Consider the following 23321-nt stretch of genomic DNA (forward strand, 5'->3'; position numbering starts at 1 on the left):
TTCTTCGGAGCCCATCTCTCCGGCGGCGAGGTGTTCTTCGGCCACGCTGAGTTCTCCGCTGGGAGAATCTCCTTCGCTGGGGTCCGGCTCTCCGAAGGGAGGGTGTCCTTCGAGGAGACCCAGTTCACGGGCAGCGAGGTGTCCTTCTTCGGAGCCCATCTCTCCGGCGGCGAGGTGTTCTTCGGCCACGCTGAGTTCTCCGCTGGGAGAATCTCCTTCGCTGGGGTCCGGCTCTCCGAAGGAAAAATGTCCTTCGAGGAGGCCGTGTTCGGCGGCGGGGAGTTGGATTTCCGTGGCGCTTCAGGTGAACGTCCCCCTGGGCTGATCAGCCCGTGGTGGGACAAGGCAAACGAGGTGGTCCCGGAGCCAGAAGTCCCTTGATCGGCAGGTCGGCCCGTGCTAGCAGGGGTGGCCAACAGCGACCTTCTCTGCTTGAACTCCTGGAGCCAGAGGGCCGACGGGAACGGTCGGTTGCCCTCGATATCCCCGCTGGAGCTGTGGGTTTCTACAGTGGCCTCGTGGCCGGCTCGTCCCCACTCTGACGTGCGAGACAGTCCGGCGCATCGCAGTCGAGAGCGAAGCGCTGACCACCTCGGGGTCGCGCCACACCCAAGAGGGGACGCACGCACAAGGCTTGGCCCAGTCACTCTGGGTCACTCTGGTCCCTTCCGCAGTTGCCGCACCTCACGCCGCACCATTCCCGAAGCCTCCGATCCGCTCCTCCACGCTTTCCAGGGAGGTCTCCCAAGGGAACCGCTCAAAGGCCTCCGTGCCCTGTCCAGCCGGATGGGGGAGGAATCCGCCTACACCCAAGAGCACCCTCACGCCCTCCTCCTGGAGTACGGCCACGCTCCTCCGGAAGGGGGCTCGACCCGCGTAGGCGGAGTTCACGAAGGGCAGGATCGTGACCGGCACGCCCAGTCCGATGGTCTCGTTCAGCACGTCGAGGGCGTAGTTGTCGGCGATGCCCGCGGCGAGCTTGTTGATCGTGTTGAAACTGGCCGGAGCGACGACCACCGCATCGGCCTTGGGCGAGCGCGGTGTGCCCGGCCCCCTGTGCTGGCTGCGCACGGGACGGCCAGTGAGTTCCTCGACCGCGCCAGTGTCGAAGAAGTCCACGGCGGCGGGCGTCGCGATCACCTGAACCCGCCAACCCCGAGCCTGCGCGGGGCGGATCAGCCGGTCTACACGTCCAGCCGGCCCCGCCGCGCACACGACGACGTAGAGCGTGGTGGAAGCGGGCATCAGACCACGCCCACTCGGTCGGCTAAGTGGACGAAGTCACGCTTGAGGTGACCGGTCGACCGTGTCCGTAGCTCGTCGACGAGTCGATGCACCATCGGCCTCTCCTTGAGTTCCTCCGGGGCCAGCCGCTCCGCCGCCGTCAGTGCCTCGTGGGCCTCTCGAAGCTTTCCCCACTGGGCGTAAGCACGCGCGGTGTCCAGGTACAGCACGACCTCGCGCTCGACCAGGGAAACCCGTGCGGGGTCGATCTGGCGTGCTTGGTGAATGGCTTGTCCGGCGTCGCCGAGTTCGACCGCGGTGCTCACTCGGTGCAGGAGCACGTTCGTGGGTCCGAAGGCCGTCCAACGGTGGTTGTGGTCTCCACCCAGTCGGCGAGCGGTCTGATCTGCCTCGTCCAGCAGGGAGAGCGCCCGCACGCGGTCCTCCTGCCTGGCCGCGGCCACGGCACCGATCAGCATCAGGGAGCCGTACACCGAGACCGCTGACGCCGTGGAGGAGGAACCCGTGGGACGACCCAACCGCTCGGCGGTGCTCACCGCGAGGTCGGCCGCCGTTCGGTAGTGGCGTTCGCGCATGAGCGCTCGGACGAACACCCTCGCGCTGGAGCCCACCAGCACGGGGTCCTGGGTGGCCTGGGCCGCCTGGTGGCTGCGGTCCGCCGCCAACCAAGCCAGGCCCCGTTCGTCGCACTTGAGCAACACGCTCGCGGTCACGTGGTACGCGTCCGCCCTGAGCTGGAGCCAGAGACTCCGTGCCCCTTCCTCCAAGGCAGAGGGTTCTTGACCCAGGTGGCGCAGGATACGAGGGAGGCGGCCAGCCGCCTCCGTGTACCGACATGCCTGGTAGGCGTCCTTGACCCACCGAACCTCCTGAGAGAGCCCAGTCAGGGAGGGGGTCTCCAGAGGGCTCGGTGACGGTGCGGTGTGACCGATCAGGGTGTGTGCGAGCTCGTTCAAGTTCAAGATGGGACCCACCTGGGGAACGCGTTGACGGGAACGAGGCGCCCCCGAGGAAGCGCCCTCGGTGACGGGTTCCTCAAGCGGGGCACCGAGCCCTTGGAGTGCCTCGTGGGCCTTGCGCCGGTCAGTGAGTCCCCTCCCGGACTCGGCCCGGTTGATGGTGCTCTGGGCGACTCCGCACATCCGTGCCAGGGACTCCTGGGAAAGGTTACTGACCCGCCGCCGAAGAAACTGGATCACCCGTTGGGCGTCGCGCTCATGGACCGCCGCCACCATTCCCGGGTCACGCCACACCCACGCCGGGACACACTCACAGCCGCCATGGTGGCCCTCACGGGCTCGTCCGCAGTTTCGACAGATCATACGCTCTCACTTCGTGGGCTCACGAGAGTCTTCGCGAGGCGACCGACGCCGGTAATCGGTTCGAGCAGCTCACGTAGCCGGTGTCCAAGGCCAAGGGCGGTCTCCGCGCCGACCTCGTAGGCAGTCGATACGCAACTGGGCCTCGGCCCGCATCGCGGGTTTCTCCGCGTGCTGAGCGAAGTAGGTGGTCATCCGCAGCTCGCGAATGTCCCTCATCAGCTCGAACCCCGACCAGGTGGACACCTCGCCTCCGCCGTACGCCTCCACGAAGTCGGCGTAGTCCTCAAGGCTCAACCAACTGACGGTACGGGCCTTGATCGCGGTCGAGACCAGATCCCATTCGGGTGGCCCGAGTGAGCATCGTTCCAGGTCCATCAGCGCGATGGAGCCGTCAGCGCAACGGGCGACGTTGCCGGTCCAGGCGTCCCCGTGGACGACCCTCCACGGTCGTCCGGCGGGAAGGTGGTCCCATTCCTGGCGGAGCCGCCGCGCGCGCTGGCTGAGCCAGTCGAGGTCGTCTTCGGGCAGGTGACCAGAGGCGTCAGCGATGCGCTCGGGGAGACGGACCAACGGGTCCAACTTCCCGAGTTCCAGGTCAGGAATGGGGAGTGCGTGCAGTTCGCGTAGCAGACGGGCTATGTCGAGGACTGAACCCGGGGAATGCTTGGGCAAGGGCTCCCAGAAGGAGACCGCCCGGCCCTCCACCAGCACGGGTTGTTTCACGGGAAGGGCTCGAACGGCGGGGAAATCGGAATTGGCCAGCCACCGCGCCACGTCCACTTCCCGTTGTGCCGCTCGTGCCTGCCCTTGTCTTGAGACTCGGGCGATGATGCCGGGCAGACGGAAGATCGCGTTCTCTCCGATACGGATGGGACGCGCTTGGGCAGCGATGGGAGGTAGCCCTGCCCCGGCCAAGGCTGAGCTGAGAATTCTCCCCCACGGGGTCTCGGTCTCGGTCATGGTTGGCTCTCGATCACGGTCGCGGTGTGTTCGCTCAGCTCGCTCGCCTGATGACGGGCCGCGGTGACGCTCAACTCCTTCAGGTCGTCCAAGGCGCGCTTGGAGTGCACCTGACCCATGTCGCTCAGCGCGGTCACCGCCGTGGACTGGGCCTGTTCGTGGTCTCCGAATCGCAGTCGCAGGGACGCGAGTTTGATACCGGAGATCGCTCGTGATCTGCGGTAGGCGTCGGGATGGCCGTGCACCGCCGCCGCGAGGCGCCACTCCGCGTCCTTGGGCGCCCGGAGCCCTTCCACCGCCAGGTCCCACAGCGCGTGTCCGGTATCACCGTGGTGTTGCGCTTGGTCGTAGTAGGTCATCCACGCGGGTGGCGGCACTCGTTCGGTTCTGTTGAAAGCTTCGTCCGCGGCGCCGATCGCGGCCAGGGTCGCCTGCTTGTCCTGGAGTTTGGCGAAGGCTCGCGCGCGTGCGGTGTGCAACATCGCCTGTTCCACCTCGGATAGACGATCGGCGCGCACCAGGCCGAGTTCAGCGAACGTGAGCCCCTCTTCGGGGTTGCGGCACCAGATCTCTTGCCGGGCTCGGTGGGAGAGGACCTTGGCCCTCAACTGCCAATTTCCGGCTTCTTCGGCCGCTTGGGCGGCGAAGGTGAACATCGTGCGCGCGTGTGTGTGGGCGTAGGCGTCGAAGGCCATGAACCCACTCACCATGGCTAGCCGTGCCACGGCGGAGAACACCTCAGCGTGGTGCTGCGCCGGGATGTTCCGCTCCAGCAGTTCGACCGCCCATTTCAACTGGGCCGAGACGACGGCACGCACACCCGAACCGCCATAGCTGTGGTCCCAGTTTGAGAACATCGTCGCGGCCTGGTGGACCTGGGTGATGTCGGCGACGGTTACCGCCGACGAGGTGTTGGGGAGACCGGTCAAGCTGAGCAACGGTGCCGTCGCCACACCGGTTCCGACCGTACGAAGGAAACGTCTTCTCTCCACGTCTGCCAGCTTCACCTGAATATCGCCGGATGGAACTACTTGGGCGGTAGGAAATCCCGTGAGAGGCATCACCCGATCTTCGTTTTCCAGAGGTGCCCCGAGTCCTTGGAGGGCTTCCACCGCCCTGCGCCGGTCAGTGAGTCCCTTCCCGGCTTCGGCTCGGTTGATGGTGCTCTGCGCGACCCCGCACATCCCTGCCAGGGCTTCCTGGGACAGGTTCTTCACACGACGCCGCAGGAACTGGATCACTCGTTGGGCGTCGCGCTCACGTACCGCGGTCAGCACCTCGGGATCGCGCCACACCCAGGCTGGGACGCACTCGCAGGCCTCGCGGTGACCGTCGCGGGCTCGTCCGCAGTTTCCACAACGCATCGGGGGTTCCTCCGCCACCTGGGGGTGTAACGAGATGTGCCTACCGTAACCGTGAATCCTCCAGGTGGTGGAGGCTCTTCTTGGGCTGAAGCAGCGTCGATGGAACCTTTGGGCTTTTCAGGGGCAAGGAATCGAACAGCGCGCATAAATCGAACAGGACGCTTATCCGCGTGCGCATAGGTTCCCGTACCGGAGGGCCGGACACTGCTGGACATGACGACCACGACCCCTACGCCACCGCGCTTGATGAACGCCTCGGCACCGACCCCCGAACACCACGACGACCTCCAACGCCTGTTGAACCAGCTGGTCCAGCGGACCGGCACCTCCTACGGGGTGGTGTTCGGCACGCACGGGCTGCACCTGTTGCGCGCCGGAGACCTGGACCAGGTCGGCGCGGAGAGCGTCACCGCGATCCTGACGAACGTGCTGCTACTCTCCCGCGGAGCTGGGAAGCTCACCGATCGCGGCGAGGCCGAGACGATCGTGGTCCGCTACGAGTCGGGGGCGCTCGTTCTGGCCCCGCTGGGTAGCGCGTTCGGCCTAGGCTTGTTTGTTGGTGGGTCCGACAACGAGTTGAAGCAGGTCGCCTACGCCCTGGCTCGGTTCGCCATCCAGGCCGAGCCCCTGCTGCCTCAGGAAGACCTGGCTTCGCGAGCTGAGCATCTTCGCGGACGGGAGGTCTCGCGGTGAGTGCCCAGGCACCCGCGGCGCTGTTGGTACGCCCTTCCACCGGAGTGGTCATGCACTCGTTGATCGAGGCCAACCCGGCCGTCCCCATCTCCTATGAACCCGATCTTCCCGAGTCGTTCCGCCGCTGTCTCCGGGTGTGCCGGGAGCTGGAGCGGGCGGTGACGGTCGCCGAGTTGGCCGCCCGCATGGGCCACTCCCCCGCCGTGGTCGGGGTGGTGGTCACCGAACTGGCCGATGCGGATCTGGTGCGTGTGGTGCGTGCCCCGGCCTGGGCCGAACGACTGCGTACCTGGGCCACCCTTACCCGCCCGGTACCGGTCGCGGTCTCGGTGATCAAGACGCTCATCGTCAGCACCCGCCAAGACCACACCTACAGCGCGTTGACCAGGCTCTCTGGTGACGATCCGTGGTGCTTGCAGGAATCGCCCCGCGTCGAGGTGGCCACTACCCGCCTGGCCCCGGACCTGGACATGCTGGCCCTGGGGATCAGTGACCTGGGCGGAGCGAGCCCGGTGTGGGGGGACGTGTGCCGCGAGGCGTTCGGGGCCGTGGTCGTCACCAGGGACTCACGGCAGGAACTCGCCGCGACCCGTGAGAGCCTACTGGCCCTGCGTGAGGCCGATGTGCCCGTGGTCGTGCTGGTCCACGAGACCGAAGAGGGCGAGGTGGACACCGATGTGGTGCGCGCCTGTCTCGGCTTGCCCTCACGGACCCCGGTGGTGGTTGGCGACGTACACGGGCGCGGCACGTGCGAGGCTCTCATGGACCTGTGCTCGGCGCTGATGAGCGGCGGTGGCCGATGATGAACCCGGCCCCGCGTGCGGTGGTGTTCGGCTCCGGACACTCCGCTCTCACCTTGGCCACCGGACTGCTGGACGACGGGTGGAGGGTGGACGTGTTCACACGCCACTCCACACCCGAGATCCTGGGCAACCCCGCCGGGCTGACCCAGCTCACCCTGCCCTCGGTGCACGCCACCGAACTCGCGTTGGGGTTGGGGTTGTGGCAGCACACCGCGCCGCCCGCCCACCAGGTGCGCATGCGCATGACCCCACCCGAGGGTGAAGCGTTCGCCTTCACCGCGCCGTTGCCGGGGCCGGCGGTGGCGGTCGATCACCGACTCAAGAGCGCCTACTGGCTCCAACACGTCACCAACCGGGGAGGGCGGGTGCACGAACGCACCTGCACCTCGGGCGATGTGGCCGGGTTCGCCTCCTCCCGCCTGCACGATCTGGTGGTGGTCGCCCCCGGAGTCGACTCCGACCTGCGCCACCTGTTCTCACCCGATCCCGACCGTACCGGTGGGGCCACCGACAGGGTCCTCGTCCAAGTCCACCTGGCCGTACCCGACGAGCTGCTCCCCGAACAGGTGGAGGTGCTGACCTGCCCGTGGGGCGAGGTCATGGTCTACCCCGTCCTGACCGTCGACGGCCTCGCCCCCTCCCAGGTGCGAGCCCTGTCCGCCCTGGACGCCCCACCCGTGCACGTCACCCCGTACGCGGCCCTGTGCGTGCAGGTCATGGCCCGCACCCACAGCCCACTGGACCCCGCCTCGGCCATCACACCCCAGGGCGATGACTCCGAGACGGGTTCGGGGCTACCGCGCAGGCACGGCGCGCACGCCCAAGCGGCCTGGGCCCACGTGCTGGGCCAGCTTCCCGCGCTCGCCCCCGAACTCGCTGGGCTGTGCGCCCAGGGGAGAGTGATCCCAGGGTCTGAGCTGGTGCGCGAGGTCCATCCGCAGGTGCGCCGTCCGGTCACCACCATCGCCGGCACACCCGTGGTGGGCATCGGGGACGCCACGATGACCGTCGAGCACGCCTCCGGCCAGGGTGCCGGGGCCTCGACCTGGGTGGCCTCGACGCTGCGCGACCAGATCCGCCAGCAGCGCCAAGCCAACGGAGTGCTGGACTCGGCGTTCCTGACCGGGGCCTGGGAGGCCTACTGGGCCCGACACGGCCAGTACACCTCAGCCTTCGGCGGATTCGTCTCCGCCTACTGGAGCGGTGTCCTGCCCGAGCACGTCCTGACCGGTTTCGCCGAGACCGTCTCCACCCCCGAGGGGGCCGCGGCGTGGGCGGCCGGGCTGGACGACCCCGCACGGATGAACCACCTGCTCACCCTCTGACCCCCACTTCCCCTGTCCTTCTTCGAGATGGAAGGCGTCACCGCGCCATGCCCGAGAACACCCCCCGCACCACCCGTTCCGCGCCCAACCCCCGCTTGTACAGCCACCGCAACCTCAAGCGCTACGGCCAGGTCGTGGTGCGCTGGTCGCACCGCCTGGCGTGGAAGGTCGACAACGAGAAGATCCTGGACCTGTACGCCCTGTACATGGCCCCCACCCACCTGGAGGTGGGCCCCGCCGACGGTCACTTCCTGCTCCGGGCGCCCGCCCCGGCCACGCCCGCCGGCGAAGTGGTGTCCGCGCGACTGCGGCAGATCCACCTGATGGACCTCAACCCTGCGCCGTTGGACTACTGCGTTCCCAAGCTGGCCGAGCACGGCCAAGTCATTGCGCACGAGCACGACGTGCTCACCGCCCCGTGGCCGCTGCCGGATACTTCAGTGGGCTCGGTCGCGATGTTTCACGTCTTGCACTGCGTTCCCGGCCAGACGATGCGGCACAAGGCCGCCGCGTTCTCCGAAGCCGCTCGGGTGCTGGGCGATGGTGGGGTGTTCTTCGGCTCCACCCTCCTGGGTACCGGGGACCCGCGCACCAGCAACAACTGGCTCGCCCGCCGACTCCAGGACGTCTACAACAAGCCGGGCCGGAACATGTTCCACAACAGCGGCGATCGGCTGGTCGATCTGCGGGCGATGCTGGATCTGCACTTCGCCCGCGTGGACCTGACCGTCATGGGCTCGGCGGGCGTGTGGGTGGCCCGGGAGCCGCGCCGATGACCACGACCTCCCTCACCCAAATGCGTGAGCCGGTGGCGATCATCGGCATGGGTTGTCGGCTCCCCGGGGGCGTCAACGACCCCGACCAGTTGTGGAAGGCCGTTTCCCAGGGCCGTGATCACATCACTCGTGTCCCCGAGGACCGGTGGAAGGCGATGGTCGAGCGTATGCATCCCACGCAGGTCCCGGCCGAGCCCTTCCCTGCTGGGATCGTGGACCATGGCTTCGACCACGCCTTCTTCGGGGTCACCGCCGATGAGGCCGCTGAGATGGACCCCCAGCAGGGGTGGGTCCTCGAAGTTGCCTACGAAGCGCTGGCGGACGCCGGTATCGCCCCTTTCTCGCTGGCCGGGTCACGGTCCGGGGTGTACGTGGGGGCGGCCAGCGTCGACCAAGCCGCGAAGAACTTCGCCCCCAGGAACCGGGCCGGGGTGTTCACCTCCTCGGGTGCGGGGATGGCGATCCTGGCCAACCGGCTCTCTCACGCCCTGGACTTGGACGGGCCCTCTCTGACCCTGGACACCGCCTGTTCCTCCTCGCTGACGGCGTTGCACTACGCGGTGCGCGACCTACGCACAGGCGACGTAGACCAGGCCCTGGTGGCAGGCAGCAACGTCCTGACCAACCCGGTCATCACCACCTCCTTCACCGAGACGGGGGTCCTGGCGCCTGACGGCCGGTGCAAGCCCTTCGACCAAGACGCCGACGGGTACGTGCGCTCCGAGGGCGCGGTCGTGCTCGTGCTGACCCGCGCCAATCTGGCCGTCGAACGTGGGCACCGGGTGTGGGCGAACGTGGCCGGGACCGGGCTCAGCCACGGCGGCCGGTCCCCGCACCTGTTGGCCCCGCGCTCCAGCCGCCAGGCTCAGGCGATCCGACGGGCGCTCGCCGACGCCGGGGTAGCGGCCAGGCGGGTGGGGTGGGTACAGGCCCATGGAACAGGCACCAAGGCCGGAGACCGCGTCGAGGCCGTCGGGATCTCCCAAGGGCTGGAGCAGGATCTTCCGGTTGCGGTGGGGTCGGTCAAGAGCGTGCTCGGCCACCTCGAAGGCGCCGCCGGGGTTCTGGGAGTCATGGCCGCCGCCTTGGCGGTCCACCACGGGCAGGTCCCGCCCACGTCGCACCACCATCGGCTCAGAGACGGGTTGGAAGGACGGATCCGGGTGCCCATCGAGTTGGAACCCTGGCCCTACCGGACTGGCGATGACGGAGGGCGCGTGGCGGGGGTGAGCGGTTTCGGGTTCGGCGGTTCCAACGCACACGCCCTCCTCGCGCAAGCCCCCGGGCTCGAATCGCCAGAGCGTGAGGACCCGATGCCGCTACCGGAGACGGTGTTCGTCTCCGCCCACACCCCCGCCGCTCTGTCTGCGGCCGCCGGGCACCTCGCGGTCAACGCTCCCCGGGGCGGGTCGGTGGGGACGGTGGCCGATACCTCCCTGGCGCGCGGCCCCCACCACCGTTACCGGGCCGCCGTCACCACAGCTGACCTGGGATCCCTGGTACAAGGACTGCGCGCCCTCCAAGACGGTACCCCCGATCCCCACGTCGTCGCCCCTCGCTCTGCCCCGGATAAACGACCCCGAGTCGTGTTCGTCTACACCGGGCACGGCGGACACTACCCGGCGTCCGGGGCTGAACTCATGTGTCTGCCGGCCTTCGCCCGGGCGGTGGAGGAAGCACGGGCCGCCCTGGCGCAGCAGAGCGGGTACCAGGTATGGGCGCCGGGCGAGGCCATCACCGGTTTCGTGGATGCCCAGCACTGCACGACGCTGACCCAGATCGGCCTCACCGCTCTGCTGGCCCAACGCGGAATCGAACCCGACCTGGTGCTGGGGCACTCGGTCGGGGAGATCGCCGCCGCCCACACCGCCGGGGTCCTGGGCCTGGACGCCGCTACCCGGGTCCTGGCCCGACGGTCCGAACTCCTTTCGGGCTTGTCCGACGTCGGTGGGCTGCTGGCGATCCGTGCGAGCGTCGATGAGTTCGACGCCTTCACCGCGCCCGATGAGGGCAGGGTCACCATCGCCTCCTACAGCGCACCCGCCGTGCAGGTCGTGGCCGGACCTACCCAGGATCTGGACCACCTCCAGGCACGCCTGGCCGAACGGGACGTGTGGTGCAAGCCGGTGCCCGACGTGATCCCCGCCCACTCCCCGTTCGTCGAACCTCTCGTGCCCGCGCTGCGCGAGGCCTTGGCCGGGCTGGTCCACCGCCCCGCCCAGGTCCCGATCGTCTCCACCGCCCACCCCGACCACCCCAGGGACACGGTTGGTCTGTGGAACCCCGCCTACTGGTCCGAGCAAGCCCGGCGACCGGTGCGCTTCACCCGAGCCTTGAGCGCCGCCGCGAGCGAAGGTGAGGGGCCGGTGGTGTTCGTGGAGATCGGGCCTCGCGCCCTTCTCGTGGAGCACGTGGCGCACACCCTCCCCCAGTCGGCGACATGCGCGGTGACAGGTGACCCGTATGGCCTCGCCCAGGGGATCGGGGAGCTCTACACGGCGGGGGTCACACCCACCGGACCGATCGAGCGGGCCCACCCTCACCTGGTGATCGCTCCGGGGTGGGACCGCACCGGCCGCGCCGCGCCCGTGGACGACGGCGGAGCGCTTCCCGTGCCCGCCCCTGATCAAGTCGAGGCACACCTGATTACTGAGGTTTCCCGTCTGCTCCCCTTGCCCGAGGGCCTGGACATGGACGGCACTTGGATCGAGAGCGGGTTGGAAAGCCACGGTCTGCTCCAGCTCACTTCACGGCTACGCCGTGTACCCCCGTGGGCCCGGATCGACGTCCAGGCGTTCCTTCCCGACCAGACCTGGCGCCAGGTCGCCGCGGCCCTGGTCGAACGCCTGCCCGACCCGCACCAGCCCTCCCCGGAAGGGTCTCCGTCCGTTCTCCCCTGACCCCGGAGGCGCCCCGCTGTGGTCCCGCTCCGCGAGGGACCGGAGCGGGGAGCCAACTTCGCTGAACCAGGCTGTTTCCCCTGGCCCGTCAGTTTCGTCGGTGCCCCAACAGCCCGCTGCCGTTCTACACCATCAGGTTCCCGCGTTACTCAGCAGGAAGCTCCTGCTCTTTCACCCCGCCGCCGAGAGAGTCCGCGATGGCCGCGAACTCGGAGAGTGCTGCTTGGAGGTCCTCCACAATCTCCGCGGCGATAACCTCTGGCGGAGCTAGGGAGTCCGCGTCGTCGAGCCCGGAGTCACGCATCCAGGTGATGTCGAGGTTGACCTTGTCCCGGGCCAGGAGCTCTTCGAGGGTAAACGCTTTGAACCGCTCGGTCTCGGCCCGGGTGGTGCGGTCCTCTCCTGGCTTGTAGCAGGTGACGAAGTCATCCAGGTGGGCGCGGGTCAGCGGCTTCTGCTTGAGGGTGAAGCGCTGCCCGGTGCGGAAGTCGTAGACCCACAGTTTCTGGGTCCGCCACTCGTCGGTGCTCACGGTCCGACGCTCGAAGAACAACACGTTGGCCTTCACACCACCCGCGTAGAAGATTCCGGTAGGCAGGCGGAGCATAGTGTGCAGGTCGTAGTTGCGCAGCAGCCGCTTGCGGATGGTCTCCCCCGCCCCGCCCTCGAAGAGCACGTTGTCAGGGAGGACGACGGCCGCACGCCCGTTGATCTCCATCAGCGAGGCGATGTGCTGGAGGAAGTTGAGCTGCTTGTTTGTGGTGGTGGCCCAAAAGTCCCGGCGGTTGTAGGAGATCTCCTCCCGGTTGGCTTTGCCCTCCTCGTTGAACACCGTGATGGAGGACTTGCGCCCGAACGGGGGGTTAGCCAGGACAAGGGTAGCCCGCTTAACGGGTGGCTGGGCGAGGGAGTCCCCGACCGTGATCAGCTCGGGGCCGTTGTGTTTGCCGATCCCGTGCAGGAGCAGGTTCATCGCGGCGAGACGCGCAGTGCCGTTGACAAGCTCGTTACCCCAGATCCCACCCCCGTGCAGGTGCTTGTGCTGTTCCGGGGTCAGGGAACCGCCTTTCTCTTCCGCTTTCCTCCCAATGTAGGCGCGCGCCGCGAGCAGAAAACCACCCGTTCCCGCTGCCGGGTCGGTAATGCTGTCCTCCGGTGTCGGTTGGACGCAGTCCACCATTGCGTCCACCAGAGCACGCGGGGTGAAGTACTGACCCGCGCCGGTCTTGGTGTCCTCCGCGCCCGCCTGTAGCAGTGCCTCGTAGGCGTCGCCGTTAACGTCGGTTCCCTGCTGGGACCACTGTTCCTTGCCGATGTAGTCCTGGACCAGGCGCTTGAGCTTGGCAGGGTCCTTGATCTTGTTCTCGGCCTTTCGGAAGATCACGCCGAGTGTTCCCCGCTGGGTCCCGAGGTCGTTGAGCAGCTCCTGGTAGGCCTTCTCAAGGTCGGCGCCGTCGTTGCGAACGAGCTCCGACCACCCCCGGTCCTTCCATGCAGGACTGTCCGGCAGGATCCGCTCCGGGTTGAGACCGCGGTTCTCCCGCTCATGCGCCATCTTCAGGAAGAGCAAGAAGGTGAGCTGTTCGACGTAGTCGATGGTGGAGACGCCGTCGTCGCGCATCACGTTGCGGAAGTTAATGAGCTTGCGGACGAGCCGCTGTGTCTCAGCGGCACGCTTGGGATCGGTCACTGCTCAAAACTCCAGGGTGGTCTGTTCACCGGCGTGTACCGGTTGAGGATCATCAGCGATGCGGGTGGGGGTCGCGGAGCTCGTCCGCACAGGGGCGCTAGTGGCTTTGGGCGTGGCGGTTCGGCGCCCGCGTTTGGGCGCGGGAACGCTGGCGCGCTCGGCTTTGAGCCGGTCGAGGAGTACAGAGGCCGGTTCGTCGGCCGGGTCCTGTGGGATGAGTTTGCCGGTGAACGCTGTGTTCAGCAGCGCCTGCCTGAGAGCAGCCGCCTTGACTCTGGCCGACGCCAGTTGTTCAGCGGTCCTGTCGAACACCGACATAGCTGTTTCCAGCTTCTTGACGAGTTCGGCTTGCTCCTCCTCCGGGGGGACGGGAACGGGCAGAAGTCTGATCTTGGACAGACTGATCGAGGCCAGGTTCACACTCTGCTTGCCGTTGGCCTGACACCAGCGCTGACCGAACTCGTTCGCGTGCCAGGACAACAACTTCGGGTGGATCACCTCGTCACGTACTCGTGCCCTGAAGACGTGATTCTGGTGGATGCACCCGGGGATCTGCCCCTCCCAGACCCAACCGCGTCCCAGTTTGTCGCGGTCGCCGCCCTCGTTGAGAAGAACGTCTCCGGGCAGGAGCTCCAGCTGTGAGGCCTTCTTCGGGGGGACCCGGATCGTTTTGACCTGGGTGAGGTCGAGTTCCCCCTTCTGAACGTTCGCCACCCGGAGGTAGGGAACTTCGGCACAGTCTGGATCACTCTGCTTCCGCGCATCCTTCGTCACGCCGCCGACCACGTCGGCGACCTCTTGGAGCCGCTTCCATTCCCAACCTGCGGGCAGTTCAGGAACCATGCCGTCATCGACTCCAGCAGGGGCGAGCCGCGCAGAGCCATCACTGGCGTACCCCCGACCTAGGCAGGTCTCTTCAACAAAGCGAGCACGCAGGTTCACCAACCGCTCTTGCGCTCGGGCCAACTGCCGGTCAGCCGCGTCCAACCGCGACAGCTCGACTTCCAGGACAGTAGTAATTTTTCGCTGCTCAGAAGATGGAGGGAGAGGGAACCTAATATTCCTTAGTTTTTGCTGTGGAATATGCTTGATTGTACTACCCGTAGCGTACGGAAGCAATTTCCCAGACCGACTCAAGAACTCAAATACATAGAGAAGGTATTTTGCCTCAACGCCCCGAAATGTACGCACGCGATGAAGAGCCTTTTGAAATGCCATGTAAGAGACCCCACCAGCCCACATGGCACAGCGACCAATTTCGCCCCCCTCGCAGATGATCAGGTCACCTTCTTGCAGTCGAAAAAGTTCCTGTTTTTCTGGAGGTATCTCCATCGAAAGCACGTCAGTAAGGTCAATATGCCCCCACTGCACGTTCACGTTGCGCAGATAGGGAACTGCGTGCTCTCCAGTGTTCTTCGCACGGTCGAGCATCTTACCCAGAGTCGTCTCAGCGACCTCTCCTACTGACGCCCAGACCCATCCATCGGGCAGTTCCTCGGTCACGCGCTCAGCTCCCGCTCAAGTTCATTCAGCAATGCTTCAGCCCGGTCCTCACCGAAGACACCGACGAAACCGTCCACGCCCCCGCGCTCCAGGAACGGGGATTCGTCCAGGTGTTCGGCACCGAAGGCAACACTTGTGGAGACCACATCCACGATCCTGTGCAGCCACCAGCCCTGTTCCTCGGTGAACACAGCCCCAGCCTGTTCCTGACGAGCCAGCCATGCCGAGAAGCGCTCCTCAACCAGGCTCTTGTAGGGTCTGACCTCCTGGTCAAGCCCTAGCTCGAAACGAAGGATACCGATAAGGTCCGCCACTCCACGGGTACTTCCAGGCTGTTCGGCGGCCTTGCCCAGCTCAACGTAGGCGTTGTACAACCCTTCCGGTGTCCAGTTGTAGCGCGGACGTGCGATCGCAGCTGCCAGGGCCTTCAGGTTCCGGTACACCTCACGCGGCTCTCCGCCCTCCCGAAAGGCCAGCTCGAAGGGGGCGATCTGTTCCTGGTTGGCTTGCATCCACTCGCGGAAAGAGCTCACTCGGCGCGTGACCAGCTCCTCCGAGGAGATCCCCGTGGCCTCGATCACCTGGTCACGGCTGACCTCGTCGTAGACGATGTCGTGCTTGCGGCGGATATCCACCAGCAGGTTCCTCAGCTCCGGGTTGGCGGCCAGTGGAGTGCAGGCCTCCCTGATCATCCTCTGCGGGCCGTCCTCTCCGTACCGCTGCGTCGCCTTCTCCTGCTCATCGATGTCCGCAGCTCGGACCAGTCCGTTGACGATGTCACGTAGGGGCCTGCCCGCCGCCTGTTCCACCTGCTCCTGTTCCTCGGGGCTCAGCTCGCACGCGAGCCGGGACAGACGCCCGGCCAGCGTCGCCGTCTCGTCCTCGGTCAGGGCCATGGTCGCGGCCTTGTCCATCAGCCGCTTCAGGCTGACCTGCTTCTCCTTCGAGCGCATCAGCGGGCGGGCATCCACCCGCGGTGAGTCGGTGACTCCCACCGCGTCCACGATCACGAACCGAGTCTTAGCCACGGCATCGGGGGTCACGGCCTGGAACTCGGTGCGGTCGATCGTGCGTGCACCGCGGCCCTTCATCTGCTCGAAGTAGGCCCAGCTCTTGACGTCGCGCATGAAGAACACGCACTCCAGCGGACGCACGTCCGTGCCAGTGGCGATCATGTCGACGGTGACAGCGATACGCAGATCAGGACTGTTGCGAAAGGCCTGGATGAGTTGATCGGTGTTCTTGGCAGCGTGGGTGATCTTGACGCAGAAGTCGTCGCCGAGTCCGAACACCTGGCGGGCGATGCGCACGATGTCCTCGGCGTGGTTGTCGTCGCGGGCGAAAATCAGAGTCTTAGGAACCACACTGCGTGACCCGCCTTGCTTACCGTTGCCCTCCGGCGGGAACACGTGGGTGAACAGGTTGTCCCGGAAGGTGTTCAGGACGGTACGGATCTGGTCCTCGGCGATCACCGATTTGCCCAGGTCCGCAGCGGTGTAGTCGTGGTCCTTCTCCAACTCTCGGTAGCGCTGCTGCCGTGTCCTACGGTCCTTGACCGGCACGACAGTCTCGGCGGGGATGGAACCTCCGCGCTCCCCCAGATCGGTGCGGATGCGAAACACGTCGAAGTCGACGTTGACCCCATCGGCCACAGCCTGCTCGTAGGTGTACTCGCTGACCAGGTTCTGGTGGAAGAACCCGAAGGTCTGAGCGACCGGAGTCGCGGTCAGGCCGATCAGGTGGGCGTCGAAGTACTCCAGAACGGCGCGCCACTTGCCGTAGATGGATCGATGGCATTCGTCCACCACGATGAAGTCGAAGGCCTCTGGCGGCAGGTCGGGATTGTAAGAGACCTCGGCCGGCCCGTCGATGAGGTCGTAGCGGTCCAGGTCGGAGTCGTCGGTGTCAGGGTCGGGTACATCGTGTCCGGTGAGAGCCATCCACAGGCGCTGGATGGTGGAGATGACGACCTTGGAGGAGTCGAACATCTGCGCGCCGGAGAGACGGTCCACCCCGTAGAGCTCGGTGAATTTGCGGCCGTCGTCCGGCGGCTCGTACTGGGAGAACTCCGTGTAGGCCTGTTTACCGAGGTTGTTGCGGTCGACCAGGAACAGGACCCGCTTGGCCCGGGCGTGCCTGATGAGCCGGTAGCTCTCGGCCACGACCGTGTAGGTCTTGCCCGCGCCGGTAGCCATCTGGATCAGGGCACGCGGGTTGTCCTTGGCCAGGGACTCCTCCAGCCCCTTGATGGAGCGCTCCTGCGCCGGGCGGAGGGACTCGTTCTCCAGGTAGGTGTGCGACAGCTGGCGCAGGCGTGCGCGCAGCGTGGGAGCCTGCTCGTACTCCTGGGCCTCGGCGATCCAGCGTGCAAGAGTCTGCGGCTGGTGGACAGCGAAGACGCGGCGCGAGCGTGCATCGGGGTCCAATTCGTTGATGAAACGGGTCTCATTGCCATCGCAGACGTACTGGAACGGTAGAGGGCTGCGCCAGGCTGAGACCTTCTGGTTGACGGTGAGTTTCGCGGCGTATCGGGCGGCCTGTTTCTGAGCGGCGGTCAGGTCAGCCCCCTCGCGCTTGGCCTCGATGACGCCAACCAGACGGTGATCGACGTAGAGCAGGTAGTCGGCGCGGCCCTCGGCCATAGAGACCTCGCGTACCGCCACGCCCTGGGCCGCGGTCAGGTTCATCATGTTGAAGTCCTGTACCTGCCAGCCAGCCTGGGTCAGCAGGCGATCGATCTCAGCCCGCACCTGGGCCTCGTTCATGGGCGGACGGGCAGCGCGCTGGGCGTGCTCGATGAACGCATCACGCTTGGCAGGGCTGGCCTTGGCGAAGCTGGGGTGGGTAAACCCGGCGCGTAGCTGCTCCAGCTCATCGGCCTGGGCGGTGACGAATTCCCGCAGTTCTTCGGAGTCGCGACGTGCCCGCTGGAGTTCGCGCTCGGCCCGCTCGCGAGCCACACGCTCGCGCTCCAGCCGGTCAGCCTTGCCGTCGAAATGCTCCCGGGCCTGGGCAAGCTTGTCCTCGTACTCGGCCAAGGTGGCGCGCAGCTTGTCGAGTTCGTGCTGCTCGGCATCAGAGGTCGGCACAGGACCGGCAGTGCCGGGTTGTGGAGCAAGGAAGACCCGGTGTGTCCTGTCCTGGGTCAGAGCGCGATGCAGCCAGTCAGCGAGATGGAAGCAGTTCTCGACAGCGGCCAGGGCCGCGCGAGCGCGGCGGTAGTGCTTGTGAGCGGCCCTGTTACCGAGATGGCGTACAGCCTCAAACCACTCGTGGACCTGAGGAACTAGCACACCCGTGTGCTTGAGGGCGTTGATCCGGTCGATCTGCCTGTCGCCGTCCACCCGGCAGTTGGTCAGGCGCACCAGGAGACGGGTGAGGAGCTCACTGAACAGGCGCGCCTTGTACATGGCGGCGTTGGGATCGGTGTAGACGTAGGACTCAGCTTGAGCTCCCAGGAGCACCAGCTCGTGGTCGTGCTCCAACAGGAAACCGAAGTTGGGGGTCCGCTCGGCGATCTGTCTGATACGCCGCTCGTCATCGGGGGGCAGGGAGGACACTGGTCCGGCTCCAAACAACGCTCGGGGGTGAGCAAAGCCTTGCAGAATACAGCTTCTAGCGCAGTATAGGCAAGGGTTGGGGCAGGACGCCTTCCCTGGCCAACGAATAACCAGGTGAAAGCATGTTTCAGCGTCGACCTCAGGGTTTCTCTGAGAAGCAGTGGCGCCCCTGTTCCTGCTGTGGAATCCTGAAAGGCTTTGCTTCTCCAGAGAACGGTGTCCCCAGTGAAACTCCTGCACGCAGCGGACCTGCACATCGACAGCCCCATGCGCGGCTTGGTCCGATACGAGCGCGCCCCCGTCGAACAGATGCGCGGAGCCACCCGCGCAGCCGTGGAGAACCTCGTAGACCTCGCACTCAAAGAGCAGGTCACAGCAGTTCTTCTGGCCGGGGATGTCTACGACGGCACCTGGCGGGACGTCAACACTGGCCTGTTCTTCACCGGCCAAATGGCCCGTCTCCAGGAGGCCGACATCCCCGTCTTCATGATCTCGGGCAATCACGACGCCGAAAACAAGATGACAATGGAACTCCCCCTGCCCGGGAACGTGCACCGGTTCGACAGCGGTTCCCCCGGCACCAAGGTCCGGGAGGACCTGGGCCTGGCCGTGCACGGAGAGAGCTTCGCCCGGGGCGCGGTCCCCCACAACCTCGCGGAGGGGTACCCATCGGCACGGTCCGGCCTGTTCAACGTCGGGCTGCTGCACACCTCGCTCAACGGCCGCCCCGGCCATGACCGCTACGCGCCCTGCACCGTGGAACAGCTCGCCAACCACGGCTACCAATACTGGGCTCTGGGTCACGTTCACCACCGGGCCGTCGAGCACAGCGACGGCCCGTACGTGGTCTTTCCCGGCAACACCCAGGGACGCGACGCCGGGGAGACCGGCCCCAAGGGTTGCACGCTGGTCACCGTCGAAGATCTCCAGGTGCTCGGCTCACCCGAGCACCACGACCTGGACAGTTCCGCCCGCTGGCACGAGGTACGGGTGGACATGGCCGACGTCGAGGACCTGGCAGACGCCTGCGTGCAAGTCGAGGAGCAGTTGACTTCCCAGGTCGTGGACCGGGCCCAGCCGGGACAGGCCAACGCCGTGCGCGTGGTCGCCTTCGGCCCCAGCGAGGCCCATACCGCTCTGGTCCGAGGCCGGGAGGACTTCACCAACGCAGTGCGTCGGATCGGCCAAGAGCATCCGTCGGTATGGATCGAGAAAGTCCGCGTCGAAACGGACCACCCCCGAGAGTGGGTCGACCCCGAGCAGGTGGCGGACATCGTGGCAGGGGTGCGCCAGGAGGGAGAGCGCCTGCTCGCCGACCCCGAGCAGGTACGCGGCATCGTTGACGCCACACGAATCCGGACCAAGCTGCATACCGACCTTCGGGGCTTGTTCACCGAGGACGGATGGACCGGGCGGATGTCCGGGGAGGCCGTGGAGCTGTTGACTGCGCTGCTGGAGGAGAAGCGATGAGGATCGAACGCCTGGATCTGGCCGCTTTCGGCCCTTTCACCGAAGAGAGCCTGGACCTGAGCAGGGCCGGGGTGCACGTGGTCCACGGCCCCAACGAGGCGGGCAAGAGTTCAGCTCTGGCCGCACTGCGCGCTCTGCTGTACGGCATACCGATGCAGACACCCTTCGACTTCGTGCACGCCAAGAGGCAGCTACGGCTGGGCGCGGTGCTGAGCGACGGCGACGACATTCTCGACGTGGTACGGCACAAGCGACGTGAGAACACACTGACCACCCCGGCGGGCGAGCCGGTTCCTGAGGGCCATTTGCTCGGGTTCCTCAACGGGGTCTCCGAACACGTCTTCACCACGACCTTCGCGCTCACCCTCACCGAGTTGAAGAGCGGCGGGCAAAGCCTGGTCCGGGGCGAGGGTGACATCGGCCAGGCCCTGTACTCGGCGCAATCCAGCCTGAACCTGGCCGTAGTCCTGGAGGAGCTGAGGGCCAGGAGGGAGGAACTGTACCTGCCCAAGGGCCAAAAACGCCCCCTGAACCTGGCCTCCTCGCAGTACAACGAGCTCACCGAAAGAATCGAGCAGGAGGCGACGGCGGCCGAAGGGTTCGTCCGCCTACGCCAGCAGGTCGAAGACGCCGGGAAGGAGTTCGCGAGACTGGACACGCTGTTGGACGAGGCGCGTTCGGAGCACGAACAGTGGAAGGACGTGCGCTCGGCCCTTGCTCCCCTGCACACCAGGAAGCAGGCACTGAGGGAGAGAGCAGGTCTGATGGCGGAGGGGCCGCTGGCCAGTCCAGCGGCAGAGGAACGCATGCTCTCCCTACAGGAGGAGGCCACCTCCAGCCGTTTCCAACGCGAGGAGGCCCAACGTCTCCTGGATAGGCACCGGGAGGAACTGGGCCAGCTCAGCGTTGACGCACGTCTGACGGCAGCCCGTGACGCGGTTGCGGCGCTGACACGTTCGGTGGAGGCGAACACCCAGACCGTCAGTTCCCTACAGGGGTTCGAACGCGACGCGCAGCGGTTGCGCGCGGACGCCGCGGAGCGGCTGCGCCGGGCCCGTCCCGAAGCGGCGATCGACGCGGCTGATGCCTTCCATGTGCCCGTCGCGCTGGAAACGCGGATCACCTCGCTGACTAAGGAGCACCCCGCCCTCGTCACCAGGGTGAACCATGCCCAGGCGCAGCTCGAAACCAAGACCGCTGAGGCGGACCAAACCCGCGCCCTTCTCGACGGCCTACCCGAGGCCGACAGCCACGACGTACTGGCCACCGTCGTCAAGAGCGCGCCTCAGCGCCTGGTGGAGGAGGTCACCCGGGCCCGGAAGGATCTGGCCGCCACCACGGCGGAACTGGCCAGCCTCACTTCCGAGGCCGGCTGGGACACCGAAAACCACGCAGCCGTCCTGGACGCCGTCGTTCCCACACGGTCCGAGGTCAGCGCGTACCGGATTCGCGTCACCGCCCACGCCGCCGAGGCCAAGAGCCAGCGTGCCGAACACTCCAAGATCCGCACCGGCCTCGCCAAGGCCCGGGAGGAGCTGGCGGCACTGCGCTCGCTTATGGATCCGCCCAGTGTCGAGGACCTGCACGATGCGCGGGAGCGGCGTAACGCGCTGTGGACACGGATCCGGCGGGAGGAGTCTACCGAGGACCTGTTCGGGGAGTTCGAGTCGGCGCTGGGTGTCACAGACCGCCTTGCCGACCGTCTGAGAGACCACTCCGAGGCCATCGCCCAGCGCCTCACCCTCGAAAAGCAGGTACGAGGGCTGGAACAGGACGTGCAGCACCGTGCCCAGACGGTGGAGGATCTCGACCGGGAGCGCTCCGAGCTGGATCGGGAATGGGAGTCCCTGTGGCCCGGGGAGGCGGTCCCCGCTCCGCCGTTGGACGCGGCGGAGACTGTGCTGGAAAGGCTCGATGCGCTGCGCCGCCTGTACCGGCAACGAGATGAGCAACAGCAGGACCTGGAGCAGTGGGAGCGGACCGCCCGAGCCCTCATCGACTCACTCTTCAGCATACTGACCGAAGCGGGCACCCCCCTGGAGGCCCTGGCGTCACAGACAGTGGACAACGGGCAGATCACCCTGCTCGTACCCGCACTGCTCGACCTGGCCAGCAGCGAACTCCAGCGGCGGGCCCAGGCCGTCGAACAGCACTCCGAAGCCCAACTGAGGGCCAGAACCGCCGACACGAACCTGGAGCAGGCCTACCTAACTGCGGCGACCGCTGAGACAGCACTCGCGGACTGGACCCAGCGGTGGGACGAAGCCGTCGTGCCCGCCGGGTTCGCCCCCGGCACAGCCCCGGAGGAGGTCCAGGCTGAACTGGAGCTGCTGCGCGAGGCCAACGATCTGCTGCGCCGCGCCGACGAGGCTGAACGGGACGCCGAGCAGGCACACCGAGAAGTAGATGAGTTCGACGAACGTCTCGCAGCGGCCTTCGCGCTGTGCGCACAGGAGCTGCCAGACAGCCCAAGTGAACGCGCCCGGGCTCTGGAGGAGCTCCACCAGCGGGTGACAGCGAACGCCCGCGACCACGAGAGGGCGGAGAAGCTGCGCGAGAACATCGCCTCGGCCGAGTCCGCGCTCGGGACAGCACAGGCCAGCGAACGCAAGATCGCGGAGGACCTGGCCGCACTGTGGAAGGAGTACGGGGTTACCGACAGCGCTGCGCTGCGGTCCGCGGTCGACCGTGCGACCAAGGTAGCCCAGCAGCAGAAGCGGATCGCCGAGGCCGAGGAGCACCTCGCCCAGTTGGGCGATCTCACCGCCCTGGAGCAGCAGGCCGAGGGCCTCACCGACGCCGAGATCCGGGAGCGCCTGGAACAGGCGAGCCGCCACCGGGTCGAGGTGAGCGGCCAGCGCGACGCGGCCAACACCACCCTGGCCGATGCGAACAGCGCGTTCGCCCGCGTCAACGGAACGGCCAAAGCCGCCCGGTTGGCCGAGGAACGCGCCGAGCTGGTGGCACGGGTCGCCGAGCAGACGGAGGAGTACATACGTCTGACGCTCGCTGAGCAGATCCTGCTGTCACGGGTGGAGGCCTACCGGCAGCAGAACCAGGACCCGATCCTGCGCCGGGCCGAGGAGCTGTTCGCGTTCCTCACCCTGGGTCGTTTCACCAGGTTGCGCCCAGAATTGGACGACAAGGGAAACAATGTCCTGTGGGTCGTGCGCCGCAACGGTCGTGAGGAGAAGGTCTCCGCGCTGAGTGAGGGCACCTCCGACCAGCTGTACCTGGCGTTGCGGCTGGCCTCGTTGGAGCGGTACGCAGAGTCGGGGCAGACCATGCCGTTCGTGGTGGACGACGTGTTTATGACCTTCGACGACGAGCGCAGCGAGGCTGCGCTGAAGGTGTTGGACGGGATGGCTGACCGGTTTCAGGTGGTGGTGTTCACCCACCACGATCACCTCGCGCGCCTGGCAGAGTGGGTGCTTCCCGACAACCGGGCGCACCTGCACTCGCTCCCCCGCTTCGACCCTCCACAGCACAACATCACTGCCCCAGGAGACGGAACGGCAGATGCGACTACAGGGAAGACACCCCGAAGCGGGGCGGCCCTTGCCGCTTCCCCCGGAGAGCGCACCTGCCGCAACTGCGAGAACACGTTCGTCCACACCAAGCGCGGCCGCCCTCCAGTCTTGTGTCCGCCGTGTCGGGACAAGGTTTCTGCTGTCCCAAAAGACGGTCTTAAACGATCGCAATGATGGCAG

The 23321-nt window shown here is 66.7% G+C and carries 14 protein-coding genes and 2 pseudogenes; 8 read left to right on the forward strand and 8 right to left on the reverse strand.

Features of this window, described 5'->3' with window-relative positions; genetic code table 11:
* Nucleotides 1–381 (forward strand): annotated as a pseudogene (locus tag ACFYL4_RS15235) (hypothetical protein); the annotation flags it as partial.
* Between the two features lie 303 nt (nt 382–684).
* Here ACFYL4_RS15235 and ACFYL4_RS15240 read toward each other — a convergent pair.
* From ACFYL4_RS15240 to ACFYL4_RS15260, 5 genes and pseudogenes are all read right to left on the reverse strand, one after another.
* Nucleotides 685–1245, reverse strand: coding sequence for a flavoprotein (locus ACFYL4_RS15240; protein ID WP_387518841.1), 561 nt, complete (start codon nt 1243–1245; stop codon nt 685–687).
* Nucleotides 1245–1958, reverse strand: a complete 714-nt coding sequence (locus tag ACFYL4_RS15245; RefSeq protein WP_387519043.1) for a hypothetical protein — start codon at nt 1956–1958, stop codon at nt 1245–1247. Before ACFYL4_RS15245 ends, ACFYL4_RS15240 begins: the two co-directional genes overlap by 1 nt.
* 330 nt (nt 1959–2288) lie before the next feature.
* A pseudogene (locus tag ACFYL4_RS15250) lies at nt 2289–2567 on the reverse strand (helix-turn-helix domain-containing protein); the annotation flags it as partial.
* A 69-nt stretch (nt 2568–2636) separates the two neighbouring features.
* A complete protein-coding gene (locus ACFYL4_RS15255) occupies nt 2637–3527 on the reverse strand; it encodes an aminoglycoside phosphotransferase family protein (RefSeq protein ID WP_387518842.1) in 891 nt (296 codons plus the stop codon).
* Nucleotides 3524–4804 carry a helix-turn-helix domain-containing protein gene (locus tag ACFYL4_RS15260; RefSeq protein ID WP_387518843.1) on the reverse strand — a complete coding sequence of 427 codons (1281 nt, stop codon included), beginning with the start codon at nt 4802–4804 and terminating at the stop codon, nt 3524–3526. The genes ACFYL4_RS15255 and ACFYL4_RS15260 overlap by 4 nt, the downstream gene beginning before the upstream one ends.
* Nucleotides 4805–5104: 300 nt before the next feature.
* On the opposite strand from ACFYL4_RS15260, the gene ACFYL4_RS15265 reads away from it, so the two are divergent.
* Genes ACFYL4_RS15265 through ACFYL4_RS15285 form a run of 5 tightly spaced genes read left to right on the forward strand, consistent with a single transcriptional unit; the run spans nt 5105 to nt 11388 of the window.
* Nucleotides 5105–5584, forward strand: coding sequence for a roadblock/LC7 domain-containing protein (locus ACFYL4_RS15265; protein ID WP_387518844.1), 480 nt, complete (start codon nt 5105–5107; stop codon nt 5582–5584).
* Nucleotides 5581–6387: a DUF742 domain-containing protein gene (locus ACFYL4_RS15270; protein ID WP_387518845.1), complete on the forward strand. Its 807-nt coding sequence runs from the start codon at nt 5581–5583 to the stop codon at nt 6385–6387. Before ACFYL4_RS15265 ends, ACFYL4_RS15270 begins: the two co-directional genes overlap by 4 nt.
* Nucleotides 6354–7712 (forward strand): hypothetical protein, encoded by a 1359-nt coding sequence (locus ACFYL4_RS15275; RefSeq protein WP_387518846.1) that lies wholly within the window; start codon nt 6354–6356, stop codon nt 7710–7712. The genes ACFYL4_RS15270 and ACFYL4_RS15275 overlap by 34 nt, the downstream gene beginning before the upstream one ends.
* 47 nt (nt 7713–7759) lie before the next feature.
* Nucleotides 7760–8488 (forward strand): class I SAM-dependent methyltransferase, encoded by a 729-nt coding sequence (locus ACFYL4_RS15280; RefSeq protein WP_387518847.1) that lies wholly within the window; start codon nt 7760–7762, stop codon nt 8486–8488.
* Nucleotides 8485–11388: a type I polyketide synthase gene (locus tag ACFYL4_RS15285; protein WP_387518848.1), complete on the forward strand. Its 2904-nt coding sequence runs from the start codon at nt 8485–8487 to the stop codon at nt 11386–11388. Before ACFYL4_RS15280 ends, ACFYL4_RS15285 begins: the two co-directional genes overlap by 4 nt.
* A 145-nt stretch (nt 11389–11533) precedes the next feature.
* On the opposite strand, the gene ACFYL4_RS15290 is transcribed toward ACFYL4_RS15285, so the two are convergent.
* Genes ACFYL4_RS15290 through ACFYL4_RS15300 form a run of 3 tightly spaced genes read right to left on the reverse strand, consistent with a single transcriptional unit; the run spans nt 11534 to nt 18141 of the window.
* On the reverse strand, nt 11534–13078 hold the full coding sequence (locus ACFYL4_RS15290; protein ID WP_387518849.1) for an N-6 DNA methylase: 1545 nt from the start codon (nt 13076–13078) through the stop codon (nt 11534–11536).
* A 3-nt stretch (nt 13079–13081) separates the two neighbouring features.
* Nucleotides 13082–14581, reverse strand: a complete 1500-nt coding sequence (locus tag ACFYL4_RS15295) for a restriction endonuclease subunit S (RefSeq protein WP_387518850.1) — start codon at nt 14579–14581, stop codon at nt 13082–13084.
* Entirely contained in the window at nt 14578–18141 is a 3564-nt protein-coding gene (locus ACFYL4_RS15300) for a DEAD/DEAH box helicase family protein (RefSeq protein WP_387518851.1), read from the reverse strand. Before ACFYL4_RS15300 ends, ACFYL4_RS15295 begins: the two co-directional genes overlap by 4 nt.
* Before the next feature lie 225 nt (nt 18142–18366).
* On the opposite strand from ACFYL4_RS15300, the gene ACFYL4_RS15305 reads away from it, so the two are divergent.
* The gene (locus ACFYL4_RS15305; RefSeq protein ID WP_387518852.1) at nt 18367–19611 is read left to right on the forward strand and encodes an exonuclease SbcCD subunit D; all 1245 of its coding nucleotides are present in this window, start codon (nt 18367–18369) and stop codon (nt 19609–19611) included.
* Nucleotides 19608–23315 carry an AAA family ATPase gene (locus ACFYL4_RS15310; RefSeq protein ID WP_387518853.1) on the forward strand — a complete coding sequence of 1236 codons (3708 nt, stop codon included), beginning with the start codon at nt 19608–19610 and terminating at the stop codon, nt 23313–23315. Before ACFYL4_RS15305 ends, ACFYL4_RS15310 begins: the two co-directional genes overlap by 4 nt.
* Nucleotides 23316–23321 lie beyond the last annotated feature (6 nt).

Source organism: Nocardiopsis sp. NPDC006938 (genome assembly GCF_042869555.1).
Taxonomy (GTDB): domain Bacteria; phylum Actinomycetota; class Actinomycetes; order Streptosporangiales; family Streptosporangiaceae; genus Nocardiopsis.

Coding starts and splice junctions, on each gene's coding strand:
- ACFYL4_RS15240 (WP_387518841.1), bottom strand. CDS start 1,245: ATGCCCGCTTCCACCACGCTCTACGTCGTCGTGTGCGCGGCGGGGCCG.
- ACFYL4_RS15255 (WP_387518842.1), bottom strand. CDS start 3,527: ATGACCGAGACCGAGACCCCGTGGGGGAGAATTCTCAGCTCAGCCTTG.
- ACFYL4_RS15265 (WP_387518844.1), top strand. CDS start 5,105: ATGACGACCACGACCCCTACGCCACCGCGCTTGATGAACGCCTCGGCA.
- ACFYL4_RS15280 (WP_387518847.1), top strand. CDS start 7,760: ATGCCCGAGAACACCCCCCGCACCACCCGTTCCGCGCCCAACCCCCGC.
- ACFYL4_RS15285 (WP_387518848.1), top strand. CDS start 8,485: ATGACCACGACCTCCCTCACCCAAATGCGTGAGCCGGTGGCGATCATC.
- ACFYL4_RS15310 (WP_387518853.1), top strand. CDS start 19,608: ATGAGGATCGAACGCCTGGATCTGGCCGCTTTCGGCCCTTTCACCGAA.